The sequence below is a fragment of the Streptomyces sp. NPDC006602 genome, assembly GCF_042870385.1.
Classification (GTDB): domain Bacteria; phylum Actinomycetota; class Actinomycetes; order Streptomycetales; family Streptomycetaceae; genus Streptomyces.
Window position 1 is genome coordinate 830641 of sequence record NZ_JBIAHG010000002.1, and the last position, 18268, is coordinate 848908.

The following is an 18268-nucleotide window of genomic DNA, read 5'->3' on the forward strand; positions in this document are numbered from 1 at the left end:
GCCCGCTGGACCTCCCCGGGCCTGTGACGTGTCCTGCACGTGGACACGGGCGCCGTTTCCGTCAACGAGCGCCCGTGCCGAGGTTCACGAAAGTCAGCCCACGCCGGCGTTCAGGAAGATGCCGCCGTCGACGACGAGCGTCTGGCCGGTGATCCAGTCGGACTGCTCCGACGTGAGGAAGGCGGTGGCGCCGCCGATGTCGGAGGGCATGCCGAGCCGGCCCAGCGGGTAGCCCGCGGCGGCCTCCTCCTCCCGGCCCTCGTACAGGGCCTTCGCGAACTGGGTCTTCACGACGGCCGGGGCGATCGCGTTGACCCGCACCCTGGGCGCGTACTCGTGCGCCAGCTGGAGGGTCAGGTTGATCATCGCGGCCTTGCTGATGCCGTAGGCGCCGATGAAGGGCGAGGCGGAGACGCCGGCCACGGAGGCGATGTTGACGATCGCGCCGCCGTTGTCCTTCTGCCAGGCGTGCCAGGTCTTCTGCGCGAAGCCGAGCGCCGAGACGACGTTCGTCTCGAACACCTTGCGCGCCACGTCCAGGTCGAGGTCGGCGATCGGCCCGAACACCGGGTTCGTACCGGCGTTGTTCACCAGGTAGTCGACGCGGCCGAAGGCCTCCATCGTGCGCTCCACCGCGACGGCCTGGTGGCCCACGTCGTGGGCCTTGCCCGCGACGCCGATGACCCGGTCGGCGCCGAGCTGCTCGACGGCCTCCTTGAGGGCCTCCTCGTTGCGCCCGGTGATGCAGACGCGGTCGCCGCGCGCGAGAAGCGCCTCGGCGATGCCGTAGCCGATGCCGCGGCTGGCGCCGGTGACCAGGGCGACCTTGCCCGAGAGTTCCACAGTTGTCATGTCCCTGTTCCTCAGCCCTAGTTGAGCGGTCCGCCGGCCACGTACAGCACCTGGCCGGAGACGAACCCGGCGGCGTCACCCGTGAAGAAGGCGATCGCGTTGGCGATGTCGTCCGGGTTGCCCACGCGCTGGACCGGGATCTGGGTGGCGGCCGCGGCCTTGAACTCCTCGAAGCCCATGCCGACCCGGGCGGCGGTCGCTGCGGTCATGTCCGTGGCGATGAAGCCCGGGGCGACGGCGTTGGCGGTGATGCCGAACTTGCCGAGCTCGACGGCGAGGGTCTTGGTGAAGCCCTGCAGACCGGCCTTGGCGGCGGAGTAGTTGGCCTGGCCGCGGTTGCCGAGCGCGGAGGACGAGGACAGGTTGACGACGCGGCCGAAGCCGGCGTCCACCATGTGCTTCTGGACGGCCTTGGTCATCAGGAAGGAGCCGCGCAGGTGCACGTTCAGGACGGTGTCCCAGTCGGAGACGCTCATCTTGAACAGCAGGTTGTCGCGGAGCACGCCCGCGTTGTTGACGAGGATCGTCGGGGCGCCGAGCTCCGCGACGACACGTGCGACGGCAGCCTCGACCTGGGCCTCGTCGGAGACGTCCGCGCCGACCGCGATCGCCCTGCCGCCCGCCGCGGTGATCTTCTCCACGGTGTCCTTGCAGGCAGCCTCGTCGAGGTCGATCACGGCGACCGCGCGCCCTTCGGCGGCCAGTCGTACGGCGGTGGCGGCGCCGATGCCGCGCGCTCCCCCGGTGACCACGGCGACCCGCTGCTCAGTGGTGGACATTGCTGGTTCTCCTCGTCTTCGAGAAGGACGCCCATCTGGTGAGCGACCGCTTAGTACCTTCAGCAGACGTGACGCTAGAAGCCCTGGCACCCGGTGTCAACGTCACACGAGCCCGGTGTGATCCATTACCTGTGCGGCCGACCCCGGGCAGGCCGCGCCCGCCGCCATCGTCCCGCACCGGTGCCCGTCAGGGGCACCCGATCGGCCCAGCGCCGCGCGCCCCTGCGCCACATGGCCCATAGCGTCGGAGCGCGGGCCACTCGTGGCCGGAAAGGAGGCGCTCGATGCGCCGTCGTACCGGTGCCGCCGGCACGCTGATCGCGATCACCGCGATAGTGCCGTTGGCCGACATCGCTCACGCCCAGGATCTGGACTGCCGCGACTTCACCTACCAGGAGGAGGCGCAGGCCGTGTTCGACTCGAACCCCACCGATCCGAACCGACTCGACGAGGATCAGGGCGCGGACGACGGCATCGCCTGCGAGGCACTGCCCCGGCGCGGCGCCCCCGTCATCTCCTCGACCGCCGCTCCCGTCAGTCCCTCGACTCCGGCGGCCGTCACTCCCGCGACTCCGGCGGCCGTCACCCCGACGCAGGGCGTGCGCGGCGGGCTGGGTGGGGCGTCGGCCTCCGGTCCGAGCGGGTGGGCCACCGGAATCGGCCTGGCCTTCGTGGCCGGCGGCGTCCTCGCCACCGGCTATGTGGTGAAACGACGTCGGGCCTGACGGCCGGCACACGGCGTCGGCTCCGTCACCGCACCAGCAGGCCGAGGAGCCGGTCGGTCTCCGCGGCCGGGTCGGTGGTCAGTCCGGTGTGCACGGGCCCCGGCTGGACGACCGTCGAGCGGGGCGCGATCAGCCAGCGAAAGCGCCGCCCGGCGTCGTCGCGAGCGGCCTGACCTGCCGCGTCGCCGCCCGTGCAGACACCTTCGACGGCTCGCAGGGCGGCCCTTACGCCGGCCACGTCCGCCTCCGGATCCAGGGCGAGGAGCCGCGCCTCGTCGAGGTGGGTGCGCGCACCGACGTACGACTTGGCGCGGCAGTAGACCAGCACCCCGGCGTTGATGCACTCGCCGCGCTCGATGCGGGGTACGACGCGCAGCAGCGCGTACTCGAAGACGTCCCGCTCGTTGCGCTCGCTCCCCCTGATGAAGTGGCGCTCGCTCACTTGCTTCCCTCGATGCCGTTGATGCGGTCGTGGACGACGGCGGCGCGCGCGGCCAGCGGACGCGCGTAGGCCCGACGGAGGTCGTCCAGTGTGTCGAACCCGGGCTCGTCCGACAGCCACGCGTCCGGGATCTTCGCGGTGACCTCGGCCAAGAACTCCTCGGTGACCTGAGGCGCGAGCGCGGCGGCCGCCCCGGCGACGTCCGGCGCGAAGGACGTGAGCACGTGGTCGGAGGCGTCGTACGGGCGGACCGCCGAGGCCTCGGCGCCGGACCAGTTGTGGTGCCAGATCATGGTCGCGCCGTGGTCGATGAGCCACACATCGCCCTGCCACATCAGCAGGTTGGGGTTGCGCCAAGAACGGTCGACGTTGTTCACCAGCGCGTCGAACCAGACGATCCGCCCGGCCTCCTCGGGGCTCACCGTGAACGCGAGCGGGTCGAAGCCGAGAGCGCCGGAGAGGAAGTCCATGCCGAGGTTGGTGCCGCCGCTGGACTTGAGCAGTTCCTGCACCTCCTCGTCGGGTTCACCGAGCCCCAGCACCGGGTCGAGCTCGACCGTCACCAACCGTGGCACCCGCAGCCCCAGCCGACGGGCGAGCTCACCGCAGACGACCTCGGCGACGAGTGTCTTGCGGCCCTGTCCCGCGCCGGTGAACTTCATGACGTACGTCCCGAAGTCGTCGGCCTCGACGAGCCCCGGCAGCGAGCCTCCCTCACGCAGGGGCGTGATGTAGCGGGTCGCGATGACTTCCTTGAGCATCGCCCCAGATTACCGACGTGTGGACGGGCATCGGAGGCGGCCCGGGCGGCGGTGCGCCGCTCGGACAGGAAACCGACAGGGCCGGACAGCGAACCGACAGCGCCGCTTTACCCACCGCTCATCGAGAGCAGGTCAAGATTTCGACGTCGTCTGAACAGGCGATCTGCGCCGACCGTACCTGTCGGCAGATCACGCAACCTTCCGAAGGGAAGCGCACCATGACCAGCGCATCGTTCAAGTCCACCTCGGGGCCGGGCCGTCGTACCGTCGTGGCGGCGGCCGGAGCGGCTGGGCTCGCCGTCGCGCTGACCGCGTGCGGCGGCTCGGACGACGACTCGTCGAGCTCGTCCGCCCCCGCCGACTCGTCCGGCAGCAGCAGTCCCACCGGCGACGGTTCGGCCGACGGCAACGCCGGGGGCGGCACGGCGCTCGCGTCGACCGCCGACATCCCCGAGGGCGGCGGGAAGGTCTTCGCCGACCAGAAGGTGGTGGTCACGCAGCCGACGGCGGGCGAGTTCAAGGCGTTCTCGGCCACCTGCACCCACCAGGGCTGCGCGGTGAAGAGCGTCGCCGACGGCGTCATCAACTGCCCCTGTCACAACAGCAACTTCTCGATCACCGACGGCAGTGTGAAGAGCGGTCCGGCGAAGAAGCCGCTGCCCGAGATGCAGATAGCCGTGAGCGGGGACTCGATCACCCTCGCGTGACCGTCAGCGCCGGACCGTACGGCGCTGCCGGCTGACGCAGGCCAGCACCTCGTCCGTGGTCGCGACCGTGGCGACCAATGCGAGGGTGTTGCGGATCATCGCGGGGGTGTAGTCGGAGGGCACCCCCGCGATGGCGTCCGTCGGCACGAGGGCGGTGTAGCCGCGGTTCACGGCGTCGAAGACGGCGTTGGGGATCGCCACGTTGGCCGAGACCCCGGTCACGATCAGCGTGCGGCAGCCCAGGTTGCGCAGCAGGGCGTCGACCTCGGTGCCCTGGATCGGCGACAGCCCGTGCAGCCGTCGTACGACGAGGTCCTCCTCGGCGACCTCGATCGGCGCGGCCAGGCGCACCGCGGTGGTGCCGGACAGCTGCTGGACGGGCAGCCGTTCGGCGGCGCGGAAGAGGCGGGCGTTGCGGCTGGCGCCGCGGCCGTCGGGGCGGCGCTCGGCGATCGCGTGGATCACCTGAACGCCGCCCCGGTGAGCGGCGGCGACCAGCCGGGCGACGTTGGCGAGGGCCCCCGACGTGCTTGCCTCCTCGGCGAGTTCGGGCAGGGCGCTGTCGGGTCCGACGACGCCCTGCTGGCACTCGACGGTGAGCAGGACGGTGGTCGCGGGGTCGAGAAGCTCACTGAGCTGTTCGTACGACGGCACGGCTTCCCCTGGTCGCCGAAGGGGTGGAGGCGGGGCGAGACTAGCCACCATTGCGCGGGGACGGAAGACGACCCATCCTTTTCTGACGTGATGTCAGAGGATCTCCTCTGACACGACGTGAGAGAAAGAGGGGGCCGCATGACCGCCACTCAGCGCCGGGGCCGGAAGATCATGATGACATCCGGTGAGCTGGACGAGTTCCTCACCAGCCAGCGCACCTGCCGGGTCGCCACCGTGTCCGCGACCGGCGCCCCGCACGTGAGCACGCTCTGGTTCGCCTGGGACGGCACGTCGATGTGGCTCTACTCGGTCGTGCGCAGCAAGCGGTGGACCGATCTGCGGCGCGATCCACGCGTCGCCATCGTGGTGGACACGGGCGAGGAGTACGACGAACTGCGCGGCGTCGAGCTGTCCGGCACCGTGGATTTCGTGGGCGAGGCCCCGCGCATCGGGGAGCTGTGCGCGGAACTCGACCTGCCCGAGACCCTGTTCGCCCGCAAGAACTTCCGCCTCGACGAAATGCCGCACGACGGCCGGCACGCCTGGATCCGGCTGACCCCGGAGAAGATCGTCTCCTGGGACTTCCGCAAACTGGGGTCGCAGTAGCCGGTCCGGCTCCTCGGCCGCTGGAGCTCAACCCAGCTTCTCGGCCGCCGTCTTGAGTGCCTTGACCGCCGCCCGGATCGACGGGCGGCGGTCGGCGTCCGCGCGCCAGACGACGTACACATGCCGGCGCACCCGCTGCTTCAGCGGGACGGTGACGACCTCGGGGGGCATCGGGTGCCGCCCCAGCAGGGGGACGATGCACACCCCCAACCCGGCGGAGACCAGCCCGAGTTGGGTGTGGGTCTCGGCGGCACGGTGGCCGACGATCGGCTCGATGCCCTTGGAGCGCAGTGTGAACATCAGCCACTCGTGGCAGAACTCGCCCTCGCCCCAGGTGATCCACTCGTCCTCGGCGAACTCGGCGAGGTCCACCTCGTCGCGGTCCGCGAGCCGGTGGCCGGCCGGCAGCGCCACGTCGGCGGGGTCGTCCAGGATCGGCGCCTTGACCAGGCCGTCGGGCAGCGGCATCGGCTTGTTGTACCAGTCGAGGACGACGGCGAGGTCGAGGTCACCGCGGATCACTCCGGCGATGCCGTTCTCGGGTTCGAGCTCCAAGGAGCGGATCCGCAGGGCCGGGTGCTGTGCGCGCAGGGCGGCGAGCGCGGTGGGGAACAGTCCGCGTGCGGCCGTCGGGAACGCCGACAGTCTGAGCTCGCCGACGACCTGTCCGCGCTGGGCCTCCAGGTCGGACTGGGCGAGTTCGACCTGCGACAGGATGCGCGCCGCGTGCTCGGCGAGCAGCCGGCCGGCGTCTGTGAGCCGCACCCCCCGCCCGTTCTTGGCGAGGAGCTGCTGGTCGACCTCCCGCTCCAGCTTGGACATCTGCTGGGAGACGGCCGACGTCGTGATGTGCAGACCCTCGGCGGCACCGCTCACCGAGCCGTGCCGTGCAAGGGCGTCGAGGGTGCGCAGGCGCTCCAGGTTCAACATGTAAGCAATACTACGAGATACCGCGTGAGAAATCTCGATTGTGCTACGAGGTTGTAGGCGCCATCGTTGTCCCCATGAGCACCGTCACCGCCACCCGCACCGGGATCCGGACCACCTCCCGCCCCCGCCCCGCCCCCGACTGGCGCCTGCGCTTCGGCGCCCTCTCGCTGATCTGGGGCTTCAGCTTCCTGCTCATCAAGGTGGGCACCGAGGGCTACGCCCCCTTCCAGGTCACGCTCGGCCGCCTGGTCTTCGGCACGGCGGTGCTCGCCGCCGCGATGGCCGTGCGGCGGGAGCGGCTCCCACGCGGCGCGCGGACCTGGGCGCATCTGACCGTCGCCGCGTTCTTCCTGAACGCGCTGCCCTTCTCGCTCTTCGCCTACTCCGAGCTGACGATCCCCTCCACGCTCGCGGGCATCTGCAACGCGACCTCGCCGCTGTGGGGCATGGCCCTGTCCCTGGTCGCCCTCTCCGAGGACCGGCCGACCCGGGTCAGGGTCGCCGGTCTCGGCCTCGGCTTCCTGGGCGTCCTGACGGTCCTCGGCGCCTGGCAGGGCTTCCACGGCCTGGACGCCACGGGCACGGCGATGGCTCTCCTGGCCTCGCTCAGTTACCCGGTCGGCTGGATCTACGTCCGTCGCACCCTGGCCGGCGCCGGCCACTCGAACCTGTCGCTGACCGGGGCCCAGCTGCTGCTGGCCACCCTCCAACTGGCGGTCGTCACCCCGCTGTTCACCAGCCTTCCGACCAACTTCGCGATCACTCCCCTGCTGGCGATCGCGGCCCTGGGCGCCCTCGGCACGGGCCTCGCGGTCCTCCTCCAGTACGGCCTGGTCGCCGAGGTCGGCCCGACGACGGCCCAGATGGTCACCTACTTCATCCCGGTCATCGCCACCGCCGCCGGCGTCGCGATCCTCGGCGAGTCGCTGAGCTGGTCCACACCGGTCGGGGCGGCGATCGTGCTGGCGGGGGCGGCGCTGACGCAGGTCAGGCCGAAGCGGGGCGGCGGCCTCGCGGATGCGGCGTCCGAGTCTGCGCCCGCGCCCGGATCCGCGGCCGACAGCCGCGGCAGTCAGGGCAGCTCCGCGCGCCCCCTCACCGAGGCCGGCTCCTAGGGCCTGTCGTTCGGATCACGCCGCAGACGCGGGGTCTGGCAGGGTGCCGTCGGGTCCCTGCGACCTGATCCAAACGACAGGCCCTAGACGTAACTCCGCACCGGGGCCGGACCGACGGCGGAGGCGACCGCGTCCGCCAGCGGTCCGGTCTCGTCGGCGTCGAGTGTCGAGACGGTGACACGGATGCCGGGCGGTGCGCTCATCCGGAAGCGGGCGCCGGGGGCGACGGCCCACCCGGAGTGCAGCAGCCGTGCGACGGCTCCGGTCTCGTCGGGTACGGGGATCCACACGTTCAGGCCGGAGCGCCCGTGGGCCTCGACGCCGCGGGCCGCGAGCGCGTCGATCAGCAGGTCCCGGCGTGCCCGGTAGGCCGCCGCCACCGCCGGTGTGTCCAGCGCGCCGTCGGCCCACAGCCGCAGCACGGCCCCCTGGGTGATACGGCTGACCCAGCCGGGCCCGAGCCGCTGCCGCCCGCGCACCCGGTCGACGGTGACGGCGTCCCCGGTGAGCACGGCGAGCCGCAGGTCGGGGCCGTACGCCTTGGCGACCGAGCGTACGAAGGCCCAGCCGCGGGTGACGCCCGCGAGGGGGTGCAGGGGCTGGTCGACGATTCCGTGGCCGTGGTCGTCCTCGATCAGCAGGGTTTCCGGATGCTCCCGGAGGACGGACCGCAGGGCACGTGCGCGCGTGGCGCTCACCACGGCACCCGTGGGGTTCTGCGCCCGGTCGGTGACGATCAGGGCGCGCGCCCCGGCCGCCAGGGCACCGCGCACGTCGTCCGGGAGCGGCCCCTCGTCGTCGACGCGCACGGGGGCGGTGCGCAGGCCGAGGGCCGGCACGAGGTCGAGCAGACTGCCCCAGCCCGGGTCCTCCACGGCGACGGTGTCCCCCGGCTTGAGGTGGACGGCGAGGACCCGCTCGATGGCGTCCAGCGATCCCGACACGACGGCCAGGGGTCCGTCCGGCACCCCGTCGGCGTGCAATGCGGCCCGTGCGAGCCGCGCCAACTCCGGCTCCACGGGAGCCTCTCCGTACATCACCGGCTGCCGGTCACTCTGCTCGGCGGCCGCCGCGAAAGCCTGCGCCAGGGAGGGCAAAAGGGCCGGGTCCGGGTTGCCGTTCGACACGTTCCGCACCCCCTCGGGTACGTCCGCGCGAATGTGCTCACGCCCGGTGGTGGCCGGCTTGGGCCGCACCCGACTGCCCCGGCGCCCGGCGGTCTCGATGACCCCGCGCTCGCGCAAGGTGCGATAGGCGGCCGCGACGGTATTGGGATTCACACCCAGATCGAGCGCCAACTCCCGCATCGGGGGCAGCAGTTGCCCGGGCGCCAGCTCACCGGCACCCACCGCCTGCTCGATGCTCGCCGAAATCTCCGCTGCACGCCGGCCTTCGATCCGGTAATCTCCTAGCACAAAGCCAATTATGCACTAGTGCAATGGAGAGCGCAATGCAGGGGACCCAGCAGACCACGACGCCCGCCGCCTACGCCCCGACCGACCGCACCGTCCCCACGCGCGCCGCGCACAAGGCCTCGTACGACAAGGAGTTGGTGCACGCGATACTCGACGAGGCCTACGTCTGCCACCTGGGCTTCGTCCGTGACGGCGCGCCGGTCGTGCTGCCCACGCTGTACGGCCGGGTCGGCGAGCGGCTCTACGTCCACGGCTCGACGGGGTCGCGCCCGCTGCGGATGACCGGACAGGCCGACCCCGGGCTCCCGGTGTGCCTGACGGTCACGCACGTCGACGCGCTGATCCTGGCCCGCTCGGCCTTCCATCACTCGATCAACTACCGGTCGGTCGTCGTGCACGGCATCGCCCACGACGTGACGGACCCCGAGGAGAAGCGGGTGGCCCTGGACGCGCTGGTCGACCACGTCGTACCGGGCCGGTCCCGCGACTCGCGGCCGGCCAACCGGAAGGAGTTCGCCGCCACCGCCGTGATCCGCCTCGACCTCGACGAGGTCTCCGCCAAGCTCCGCACCGGCGGTGTCAACGACGAGCCCGAGGATCTCGCCCTCCCGCACTGGGCCGGCGTCGTCCCGCTGCGCAAGGGCTACGAAACTCCCGTCGCCGACGCCGGCCTGGCCCCCGGCACCGAGGTCCCGGGCTACCTCGAGGCCCTGTGATGCTGATCCATCCCTGGGACGCGCCCCGCGACGACTCCGAGTGGCAACGCTGGCTGGCCGTCCACGACTTCGGGCAGCTGGCCGTCAACGGCCTTCCGGGCGAGCCGCCGTACGTCCAGCCCCTGCACTTCGCCTACGACGCCGAGCGCGGCGAAGTGCTCACGCACCTGGCCCGTCCGAACCCCCTGTGGGAGGCCCTGGAGGCGAATCCCGGGGTCCTGCTGAGCGTGGTCGACGACTATGTGTACGTCCCCGGCCCCTGGCAGGCACCGCCGGATGGCCCCTCCGAGCACGGCACGCCGACGAGCCTGTACGCGGCGGTCCAACTCCGCTGCACCGCCCACGTCGTGGACGACCCGGCCGAGAAGGCCGCGCTCCTCAACCGGCAGGTCGGCCACTTCCAGCCGGAGGGCGGCTCCGCACGGGCGGCGGTGGGCGAGGCACCGTACGGCAGGCTGCTGTCCGGGATCCGCGGGCTGCGGCTCGACGTGGTCGCCGTACGGGCGAAGTTCAAGTACGCGGGGCACCGGCCCGCGGAGGTCCAGGACCGCATCGCGGCCGGCCTCGCGGACCGGAGCGGTCCGCGGGACGCGGCGGCGCGCGGGCACCTGCTGGACAGGCGCGGAACGTGAGCTGCCAGGGGCCCTTCCTTCAGGAAGGGCCCCTCGCGTCACACGAGCACCGCTTCCCCGTCCGCCGCGCCCCGCGCTTCCGCCACCGCGAGTCCGGCGACCGACCCGAGCATCAGCAGGGTGCCGGCCAGCGTGGTCGCGGTGAGCCGCTCACCGAGCAGCGCCACGGCGAGGACCGCCGCTCCCACCGGCTCCAGCAGCATGATCACGGACACGGTGGTGGACCGGACGACGGCCGCGGCCGCGAAGTAGAGGGCATAGGCGAGGGCCGTCGGGACGGCCGCGATGTAGGCCAGCAGCCCCAGGAGCAGGCCTGGTTCGGTGGTGTGCGGCACCAGTCCCTCGGCCAGGGCGAACGGCAGCAGGCACAGGCTGGTGACGCCGAACGTCCACACGGACGTACTGGCGGCGTCCGCACCGCCGTCCCGGCCCCGCACCCGTAGGACCAGCGTCATCACACAGCACCCGCCCGCCGACACCAGCCCGAACAGTACGCCCCAGGGGCGTACCGACGCGTCCCCTCCGCCGAGTCCTCCGAGCATCAGCACCCCGAGCCCGGCGAGCGCCCCGACGACGGCGAGCGCCCCGCCCCGCCCGAGCCGCTCCCCCAGGGTCAGCCGCGCCCCGAGCGCGACGAGCACGGGACCGGCGCCGAGGGTGACGACGGTGGCCACGGCGAGTCCGGTGGCCTCGACGGACGCGAAGTAGGCCGTCTGGAACAGGGCCAGACCGACACCCGTGACACCGGCCCGCCGCACCTTGCGACCGAGCGGTTCCCGTACGGCCGTCCGCGTGCCGCCCGTTCGCAGCAGGCGGGCGGCGAGCAGCAGCACGAGGCCGGCCGTGCAGCGCCAGAAGGACAGGGCGACGGGCCCGATGTCACTGGCCCCGTAGGCCAGGGAGGCCGCAGCACCGGCGGTGCCCCAGGCGACACCGGCGACGATCAGGTAGAGAAGGCCTCGCCCGATGGGCAGGCCGGAAGCAGCATTCGACACGCGTTCTCTCCGCAGATGCGCAACTCGCGCTGAAGTTCGGGAAAGGACACCGCTGGGCGGGGTCCACGGACTTCGTCTGCGGGCAGCACCGTTCCGCCCGGCGATCCGCCGGGCAAGGTCTCCGGATGGCCCGCCTCAGGCGGCCGGCGGCGGAAGAACGATGCGGTGGGAATGCATGATCGGGAGCCTAGGTCTTGTTTCCGCGTGCGGACAACTCCCTTTCCGTGCCGCCGCTCGCCACCGGTTCCGCGGAGCCCTTGGCGGGCGCCGACGACTGCGCGATGAACGCGCCCGCCAGGACCACCGCGCCACCGATGAGCTGCGGCGCCGAGAGGTGCTCGCCGAGCAGCACCCAGGCGAGGACGGTGGCGATGACCGCTTCGAGGCACGCCACGACACCGGCGACCTGCGGGGAGAGCCGGCGCACCGAGACCACGCCGGTGACGTAGGCGAGGACCGTGGCGACGAGCACGATCCAGGCCAGCAGCAGACCTGCGGCAACCGGGGTGCCGTCCATGTCCGCGCTGTGGGCGAGCAGGGACCAGTCCATGGTCCAGGGGCGGGCCACGACGGTCAGCACGGCGGTGCCGACGAGCAGGCCGTAGGCGATGACGCCGAGCGGGTCGGGTGCCTCCTCGCCGGAATCGCTGCCCTGGTCGGACAGGACGAAGTAGCCGACCTGGCAGCAGGCGGCGCAGAGCGCGAGGAGCAGACCGAGGGCGTCGAAGCTCAGGCCCGACCAGACCTCGACGACGCAGGCGAGTCCGGCGACCGCGAGGACCACGCCGAGCGCGGCGGCCCGGGTCACCGGACGCCGCTGCACGAACCGCACCCAGCCGAGCACGAGGGCGGGCGCGAGGTACTCGACGAGCAGGGCGACTCCGACGGGTATCCGGGAGATCGCGGCGAAGTAGCAGGCCTGGACGCCGGCGACGGCGAGCAGACCGAACCCGGCGAGCAGTGCGGGACGGCGGCGCACCAGCGCGCGGTGGCGCACGGCGACCGGAAGCATCACCAGGGCCGCGCCCGCGACCCGCAGCCACACCACGTGGAGCGGGTCGAGGCCCGCCTCGATCAGCGGCTTGGCCGCCACTCCGGATCCGCCGAAGGCGAGCGCGGACGCGAGCGCGAGGCCGAGCCCGACGCCCCTGCCACGGTTGCCCTGACTGCTCTCAGACGTATGCACCGGCACATGATGACAGGCGATGACATGAGCGTCATCCCCTTTGACACCTGTCTCAGCGACTGGACCGCCGTACGTCTTGCGTCAGCCGCTCCGCTGGAAGCGGGTGTCCACCTGCATGAACACCGCGCCCGCGTCGATCCCGGCGCGGCCGAGCACCTCGACGGCGCGCGCCTGCGGGTCCACGACGATCGCCGCGAGGAGGTCGATGCCACGGGCCGGTCCGCCGCCGCGCCGGGCGGCGCGCGCGCAGGCGTACTCCATCGCCCCGGCGGCCAGCGGCGAGAAGCCTTCGGCCTCGGTCACGACCGGTACGGCGCCGGAGTCCTCGACGGTGCCCTGCCAGCGCAGCCCGTAGCCGATGCTGCGCTGCACGAGGTAGCCGAGGAGGCGGGAGAACTGCGGTTCGGCGTCGAAGATTTCCCGTACCTCGGGGTCGCCCTCCAGAAGCGAGTGCAGCAGATGGGCGGTGTCGATCTGTCGGTCCCCGTCCCGGACCGCCCGCCGACGGGCACCGGATACCACCGCTGCCAGTTCGGCACTGAGCCTGGCATCGTTGTCCGTGGGGACCGGGGGCCGGCCGCCGGGCTCTTGGGCCGACTGCCGGGGGATACGGGGTTGCACATCCCCTACCCCATCAGTCCCGCCCTCTTGGGTCATCCGCGAAAGGAAGCATCTTCGCGTCCCACGGGAAGCGGACCCCGGGGGCCGGAATCTCCTCCTTACGGATGAGATCACGCCCGTCGGCCCCGAAAGGCGCGCGCCGCCTTGCCGCGCGTTCCCGCGCGCGTGGGATCTGTTCGACGCTGCGGTGATACGGCGAGTGGGCTGAAGAACTGGCCCCGCACAGCACTCCTGACGGTTCGTCAGTATTGAATGTTGCGGGCTCTGCCGCTACGTTCCGCGACACCGTAGCCCGAGACGAAGAGGTGGTCGCATGGCCGAAGTCAGCGCGGAGGCACGTATCGACGCACCTGCGGAGAAGGTCTGGGCCCGGCTGACCGACTGGTCGGCGTACGGCGAGTGGAACGCGACCCACACCAGCTTCCCGAAGGGCGGCCCAAAGGCCCTCGCCGTGGGCGCGACATTCCAGGAGAACATGAAGCTCATGGGGTTCCCGGCCGAGGTCGAGTGGACCATCGAGGAACTGGGGCCGGCCCGGCTGCTCGCGATCCGCGGCAAGGGCCCGATGGCCGTGACCGTCGCCACGCGCTACACCCTCACCCCCGACGGCGACGCCACGACGGTCCGCATCGACGGCGAGTTCACCGGCGCCGCCGTCTCGCTGATGGCGGGCAAGCTCAAGGACTCGGCGACGGCCGCGCTGAACGAGTCGCTGCGCAAGCTGGCGGGACTGACGGGCTGACGGGCTGACGGGCTGACGGGCTGACGGGCTGACGGCCACGGCCATACGGCTGTCCGCCTCTGCGAAACCGCCCAACCGTCGGCTCGTCGGTTCGTCGGCTCGTCAACGTGAAGGCGCCCCGCGGATCACTCCACGGGGCGCCACGTCACTGCCGTACGGCCGTCAGTCCTCATCGGCGAGGATCAGGTACAGCCTCTTGCGGGCGTCGTTGATGACGGCGACCGCCTTGTCGCGCTGTTCCTTGCTGCCGGTCTTCCAGACCTGGCCGAAGGCCTCCATCAGACCGAAGCCGGCCTGACGGATCTCGCCGAGGGCCTCCCAGTCGACGCCGCGGGAGGCTTCCTCCCAGGGTGCCTCGGGGCCTTCGTCGGCCGCGGTGCGGCCTGCATCGGTGAGCGAGAACAGCTTCTTGCCGCCCTCCGACTCACTGGTGATCAGCCCCTCGTCCTCCAGCAGCTGGAGGGTGGGGTACACCGAGCCGGGACTGGGCTTCCACGCCCCGCCACTGCGCTCGGCGATCTCCTGGATCATCTCGTACCCGTGCATGGGCCGGTCCTTCAGCAGGGCCAGGATCGACGCGCGCACGTCACCGCGCCGCGCCCTCCCCCGCGGTCCGCCTCGGCCTCGAGGCCCCCAGGGCCCCGGTCCGAAGCCCGGTCCGCCGAAGCCGGGACCGCCACCGGGACCGCCCGGCCCGAAGGGCCCGAAAGCACCCCGCCGACCGTCGCCGCCCCGGCCGCCCGGACGACCGCCACCGCCATGTCCACGTTCGAATCCGTGGGAACGCATCGCAATCACTCCATTCCATCGTTGATCTGTCGCGATGCCTCAACGATATATCGGAACAGTTCGCACGGCAAGGCCCGACGCCGAAGAACCAACTGTCCCGTCTCACTCAATCGAGTCGTTTTCTCAACGAACCGAGTCGTTCGGGCTTCTGTCTCAGAAACCTAGTCGCGCGGTTGAGTGCGCTGGGGGGTGCTGGATGGCTGTATCGACTGGGGTGGATCAGACGGGGCCGTGCGTCGAGTTGTCGTACGTGGACTCGGTGCACGGGCGTCGTCGGCGTCCGCTGCGGGACTGTGTGACGGCCCGATTGGGTTGAGGACCATTTCTCCACCCACAAGTTCGTCGCCTTCCATCGAAGCCCGAGGATCTACGACGCGTTCTTCCCTCGCGAAACGATTCCGCCACCGCGCCAGCCCGATGAAGCCGACGCGGAAACACGGTGGAGCCCGTTCCACCCCTACTACCGCTGCTGAGCCGAGTACAGCCGGGTCGTGAAATGGCCGAGATGGAGGGTCACACGGTGAGGGTGCCGCCGACGAAGGTACGTTCTGGCGGTGACGCCACGAGTTCGACCATGGTGCCGGCGCGGAGGTCATCGCCGACGACGCGCGTGATCGCGTCGGTGAGCGCGGTGCCGAGGCGCGCGGTGATCTGGGCGGCGTCGGGGCGGTCGAAGACGCCGGCGCGGACGCCCAAGATAACCGAGGCGTTTGTGTCCACGGCCTTGCCACCGTGCGCGAAACGGCCTGCGGGGACACCGGCCAGGCGGACGCTTACGAGGTCGCGGGCCCATTCGCCATAGACGTCGACGATAGCGTCGGTCAGTGCGGCGACGAGCATGGGTTCGTTCCCGGTCAGCCTGGTCTCTGGAAGGTGGACGGTCAGATGCGGCATAGTGGACCTCGTTCCCTTTGAATCCAAAGCCTTTGTTTTTAAAGGTATCTGGAAGAGGTCGCTGATGTCCACGGAATCGGACGGTCCAGCCGTCAATGAGGCCGTCCGCACCCTGCTGTTGCTCATGCCACGGCTCGTGGGCCGCGCCAAGCGTCTGCCCATACCTCCGGCGCTCCAGGGTCTGGACCTGGCACCGCGACACCTCGCGCTGCTGGCCCACCTGGAGTACGACGGCCCCACCAGCATCAACGAGCTGGCCGCTCGGCTGGAGGTGGCCCCGACGACCGTCAGCCTCATGGTCAGCGAGCTGTCACGGCCGGGCGTCCTGCAGCGCACCGCCGATCCCGCCGACCGCCGCCGCCGCATCATCGCCATCGCCCCCGCCTACGCCGCACCGATCGGCGAATGGCTTTCTGGCAGCGCCTCTGCCTGGGAATGCGTCATGCGCGGTCTCGACCCCGCGGAACGCGCCACAGTCATCACCGCCCTGCACGCCTACGAAGCCGCCTTGGAGCAGGCGGGCGACCAGCATCGGAACGCGCAGCTGCGCTAGCAGGCTTGGCGGAGTCGGCACAGCGCGGCCTGCTGACACAGCCGCTCTCGCTTCTCACCAACATTTTCCCGCCTCGAGATCGCTTGATACTCCATGTCCGCAACGGACTGAACACGCGAGTCCGTGACTACATGGACGGCTCAGAAGTTGCCAGCGCCAGGGCCTGACGGCCCGACCAGTACAGCGGCAGCCCAACCTGGGACTGGACAGCACCCAGCCTGTCCGGTCCTGGCCCCCGAGATTTGTCTCAACGAACCAAGTCCCCGCGTCTCACCCAATGCAGTCCACGCAGATCAGCGAGGCGCGGACGACTAATTTCGTTGAGACAGGACAAACCAACAGCCACTGCCGGCCGCCCGGAAGGAGCCACTGCTTCCCTCGAATCAGTCCAATACTCCAGGATTGGCCTTGGCCCCCGCCTCCACGCGACCCCTAGCGTCGGGGCATGCGCATCAGAATCGTCGACGCCTTCACCGACCGCCCCTTCTCCGGCAACCCGGCCGGAGTCCTGCTCCTCGACGCCTTTCCGGGGGACGACCGGCTCCAGAACGTCGCCCTCGAGGTCAACCACGCCGAGACGGCGTTCGCCCACCGGTTGCCCGGGGGCGGCGAGGCCGACTGGGCGCTGCGCTGGTTCACGCCCGCCGCCGAGGTCGACCTGTGCGGTCACGCCACGCTCGCCACGGCCCACGTCCTGCACACCACCGGCGCCCACGACGGCCCGGTGCGATTCGCCACGCGCAGCGGCGTGCTCGTCGCGACCCCCCGCGAGGACGGCTCGATCACACTGGACTTCCCGACCGCACTGCTCACTGCGGTCGAGCTCCCGGACGGCGTCGCCGAGGCCCTCGGCGCCGAGCCGCTCACCGCCTTCGACACCGGCCCGAACACCGGGGACCTGCTCGTCGAGCTCCCCGACGAGAAGACGGTGCGCTCCCTCGCCCCCGACCACAAGGCCCTCGTCGCCCACTCCGAGCGCGGCATCATCGCCACCGCCCGCGCCGAGGACCCCACCCGCGGCTACGACTTCGTCTCCCGCTGCTTCTTCCCGCGCATCGGCGTGGACGAGGACCCGGTCACCGGCAGCGCCCACACGGCCCTGGCCCCCTACTGGTCCGAGCGCCTCGGCCGCCCGGACCTCACCGGCCTCCAGGCCTCCCCGCGCTCCGGGCGCGTCCGTACGGAACTGCGCGGCGACCGCACCCTGCTGACCGGCCGCGCGGTGACGGTGATCGAGGGCGAGCTACTGACCTAGTCAGGTCGACACGGGCGTACGGCACGCTGCCGGTGGCTCACGCCGTCGGGAGCCAGCCCACCTTGCCGGCCAGCAGCGCGTAGCCCACGAACGCCCCGATGTCGAGCAGGGAGTGTGCCACCACCAGGGGGCCCACCCGGCCCCAGCGGCGGTACAGGTACACGAACACCACGCCCATCACCATGTTGCCGACGAAGCCGCCGATGCCCTGGTAGAGGTGGTACGAGCCGCGCAGTACGGAACTGGCCACCAGCGCGGTGCCGGGAGTCCAGCCCAGCTGGCCGAGGCGCCGCAGCAGATAGCCCACCACGATGACCTCTTCGAGGATCGCGTTCTGCATCGCGGACATGATCAGCACCGGATACTTCCACCACACCTCGGGCAGCGCCTCGGGCACCACGGTGAGGTTGAACCCGAGGCCGCGCGCGGCGAGGTAGAAGGCGATTCCGGTGCTGCCGATCACCGCGGCGACCGCGGCTCCGCGACCGAGGTCCGGCCAAGGGCGGGTGCGGTCGAAGCCGAGGGTCCGCAGGCCCCGTCCCTCACGCAGCAGGAAGTGCGCGACCAGCGCGACGGGCACGAGTGCCGAGGCGATCCCGAACAGCTGCCAGGCCAGATCCAGCCAGGGACGGCCGGGCGCGGCCGACGCGTTGAGGGTGGCCGCCTGGTCCTTGAGCCCGCCCGGTTTGGTGACCGATCCGACAAATCTGATCAGGGCGGACACACCACTGGCCCCGAGCGAAAGCCCCAGAACGAGCAGGGTCTCGTCCCGGAGGATCGGCCGCGAGGGCCGCTCCTCGGGAAAGGAATCGGCCACCGAGCCCGCCTCCGACTGCACACCTGCCTCCAGTTCGTGGGACGTCACAGCTTGCCCGATCAGTATGAGGCGGGCCGCAGCG

Annotated in this window: 22 protein-coding genes; 9 read left to right on the forward strand and 13 right to left on the reverse strand. The window is 71.3% G+C overall.

Annotation, left to right across the window (positions count from 1 at the left end):
- Positions 1-93 precede the first annotated feature (93 nt).
- Together ACFYO2_RS08495 and fabG are read right to left on the reverse strand one after the other, a co-directional pair.
- Positions 94-852, reverse strand: a complete 759-nt coding sequence (locus ACFYO2_RS08495; protein WP_388345900.1) for an SDR family oxidoreductase — start codon at positions 850-852, stop codon at positions 94-96.
- 17 nt (positions 853-869) lie between these two features.
- Entirely contained in the window at positions 870-1631 is a 762-nt protein-coding gene (gene fabG / locus ACFYO2_RS08500) for a 3-oxoacyl-ACP reductase FabG (RefSeq protein WP_388345903.1), read from the reverse strand.
- 284 nt (positions 1632-1915) lie between these two features.
- On the opposite strand from fabG, the gene ACFYO2_RS08505 reads away from it, so the two are divergent.
- Positions 1916-2356, forward strand: coding sequence for an excalibur calcium-binding protein (locus tag ACFYO2_RS08505; RefSeq protein WP_388345905.1), 441 nt, complete (start codon positions 1916-1918; stop codon positions 2354-2356).
- A gap of 25 nt (positions 2357-2381) precedes the next feature.
- On the opposite strand, the gene ACFYO2_RS08510 is transcribed toward ACFYO2_RS08505, so the two are convergent.
- Complete coding sequence (locus ACFYO2_RS08510; RefSeq protein WP_388345908.1) at positions 2382-2798, reverse strand: DUF3037 domain-containing protein; 417 nt, start codon at positions 2796-2798, stop codon at positions 2382-2384.
- The gene (locus ACFYO2_RS08515; protein ID WP_388345911.1) at positions 2795-3559 is read right to left on the reverse strand and encodes a HipA family kinase; all 765 of its coding nucleotides are present in this window, start codon (positions 3557-3559) and stop codon (positions 2795-2797) included. Before ACFYO2_RS08515 ends, ACFYO2_RS08510 begins: the two co-directional genes overlap by 4 nt.
- A 218-nt stretch (positions 3560-3777) precedes the next feature.
- Here ACFYO2_RS08515 and ACFYO2_RS08520 point away from each other — a divergent pair, with 218 nt between their 5' ends.
- Positions 3778-4266, forward strand: coding sequence for a Rieske (2Fe-2S) protein (locus tag ACFYO2_RS08520; protein ID WP_388345914.1), 489 nt, complete (start codon positions 3778-3780; stop codon positions 4264-4266).
- A 3-nt stretch (positions 4267-4269) separates the two neighbouring features.
- Here the strand turns inward: ACFYO2_RS08520 and ACFYO2_RS08525 are convergent, their stop codons facing one another.
- Positions 4270-4920: a cysteine hydrolase gene (locus ACFYO2_RS08525; RefSeq protein ID WP_388345915.1), complete on the reverse strand. Its 651-nt coding sequence runs from the start codon at positions 4918-4920 to the stop codon at positions 4270-4272.
- A 138-nt stretch (positions 4921-5058) separates the two neighbouring features.
- Between ACFYO2_RS08525 and ACFYO2_RS08530 the strand changes: the two genes are divergently transcribed.
- Positions 5059-5526, forward strand: a complete 468-nt coding sequence (locus ACFYO2_RS08530; RefSeq protein ID WP_388345918.1) for a pyridoxamine 5'-phosphate oxidase family protein — start codon at positions 5059-5061, stop codon at positions 5524-5526.
- A 27-nt stretch (positions 5527-5553) separates the two neighbouring features.
- Here the strand turns inward: ACFYO2_RS08530 and ACFYO2_RS08535 are convergent, their stop codons facing one another.
- Positions 5554-6456 (reverse strand): LysR family transcriptional regulator, encoded by a 903-nt coding sequence (locus ACFYO2_RS08535; RefSeq protein ID WP_388345921.1) that lies wholly within the window; start codon positions 6454-6456, stop codon positions 5554-5556.
- 74 nt (positions 6457-6530) lie between these two features.
- Here ACFYO2_RS08535 and ACFYO2_RS08540 point away from each other — a divergent pair, with 74 nt between their 5' ends.
- On the forward strand, positions 6531-7571 hold the full coding sequence (locus ACFYO2_RS08540; protein WP_388345924.1) for a DMT family transporter: 1041 nt from the start codon (positions 6531-6533) through the stop codon (positions 7569-7571).
- An 83-nt stretch (positions 7572-7654) separates the two neighbouring features.
- Here the strand turns inward: ACFYO2_RS08540 and ACFYO2_RS08545 are convergent, their stop codons facing one another.
- Positions 7655-8986 carry an aminotransferase class I/II-fold pyridoxal phosphate-dependent enzyme gene (locus ACFYO2_RS08545; protein WP_388345927.1) on the reverse strand — a complete coding sequence of 444 codons (1332 nt, stop codon included), beginning with the start codon at positions 8984-8986 and terminating at the stop codon, positions 7655-7657.
- A gap of 35 nt (positions 8987-9021) precedes the next feature.
- On the opposite strand from ACFYO2_RS08545, the gene ACFYO2_RS08550 reads away from it, so the two are divergent.
- Complete coding sequence (locus tag ACFYO2_RS08550) at positions 9022-9702, forward strand: pyridoxamine 5'-phosphate oxidase family protein (protein ID WP_388345930.1); 681 nt, start codon at positions 9022-9024, stop codon at positions 9700-9702.
- On the forward strand, positions 9702-10334 hold the full coding sequence (locus ACFYO2_RS08555; protein WP_388345933.1) for an FMN-binding negative transcriptional regulator: 633 nt from the start codon (positions 9702-9704) through the stop codon (positions 10332-10334). Before ACFYO2_RS08550 ends, ACFYO2_RS08555 begins: the two co-directional genes overlap by 1 nt.
- A gap of 38 nt (positions 10335-10372) precedes the next feature.
- Here the strand turns inward: ACFYO2_RS08555 and ACFYO2_RS08560 are convergent, their stop codons facing one another.
- The 3 genes from ACFYO2_RS08560 to ACFYO2_RS08570 form a co-directional block, all read right to left on the reverse strand.
- Positions 10373-11329 carry a DMT family transporter gene (locus ACFYO2_RS08560; protein ID WP_388345936.1) on the reverse strand — a complete coding sequence of 319 codons (957 nt, stop codon included), beginning with the start codon at positions 11327-11329 and terminating at the stop codon, positions 10373-10375.
- 187 nt (positions 11330-11516) lie between these two features.
- Complete coding sequence (locus ACFYO2_RS08565; RefSeq protein WP_388345939.1) at positions 11517-12521, reverse strand: DMT family transporter; 1005 nt, start codon at positions 12519-12521, stop codon at positions 11517-11519.
- A 75-nt stretch (positions 12522-12596) separates the two neighbouring features.
- A complete protein-coding gene (locus ACFYO2_RS08570; protein WP_388345941.1) occupies positions 12597-13136 on the reverse strand; it encodes a Clp protease N-terminal domain-containing protein in 540 nt (179 codons plus the stop codon).
- A gap of 313 nt (positions 13137-13449) precedes the next feature.
- On the opposite strand from ACFYO2_RS08570, the gene ACFYO2_RS08575 reads away from it, so the two are divergent.
- Positions 13450-13878 carry an SRPBCC family protein gene (locus tag ACFYO2_RS08575; RefSeq protein ID WP_388345944.1) on the forward strand — a complete coding sequence of 143 codons (429 nt, stop codon included), beginning with the start codon at positions 13450-13452 and terminating at the stop codon, positions 13876-13878.
- 162 nt (positions 13879-14040) lie between these two features.
- Here ACFYO2_RS08575 and ACFYO2_RS08580 read toward each other — a convergent pair whose 3' ends face one another.
- Positions 14041-14667: a PadR family transcriptional regulator gene (locus ACFYO2_RS08580; protein WP_388345946.1), complete on the reverse strand. Its 627-nt coding sequence runs from the start codon at positions 14665-14667 to the stop codon at positions 14041-14043.
- Positions 14668-15180: 513 nt separating this feature from the next.
- Entirely contained in the window at positions 15181-15561 is a 381-nt protein-coding gene (locus ACFYO2_RS08585; protein ID WP_388345948.1) for a 4-oxalocrotonate tautomerase family protein, read from the reverse strand.
- A gap of 64 nt (positions 15562-15625) precedes the next feature.
- Here ACFYO2_RS08585 and ACFYO2_RS08590 point away from each other — a divergent pair, with 64 nt between their 5' ends.
- Both ACFYO2_RS08590 and ACFYO2_RS08595 read left to right on the forward strand, forming a co-directional pair.
- Positions 15626-16114, forward strand: coding sequence for a helix-turn-helix domain-containing protein (locus tag ACFYO2_RS08590; protein WP_362084082.1), 489 nt, complete (start codon positions 15626-15628; stop codon positions 16112-16114).
- A 445-nt stretch (positions 16115-16559) separates the two neighbouring features.
- Positions 16560-17369, forward strand: coding sequence for a PhzF family phenazine biosynthesis protein (locus ACFYO2_RS08595; RefSeq protein WP_388345951.1), 810 nt, complete (start codon positions 16560-16562; stop codon positions 17367-17369).
- 37 nt (positions 17370-17406) lie between these two features.
- On the opposite strand, the gene ACFYO2_RS08600 is transcribed toward ACFYO2_RS08595, so the two are convergent.
- Positions 17407-18207, reverse strand: a complete 801-nt coding sequence (locus tag ACFYO2_RS08600) for a CPBP family intramembrane glutamic endopeptidase (RefSeq protein WP_388346096.1) — start codon at positions 18205-18207, stop codon at positions 17407-17409.
- Positions 18208-18268 lie beyond the last annotated feature (61 nt).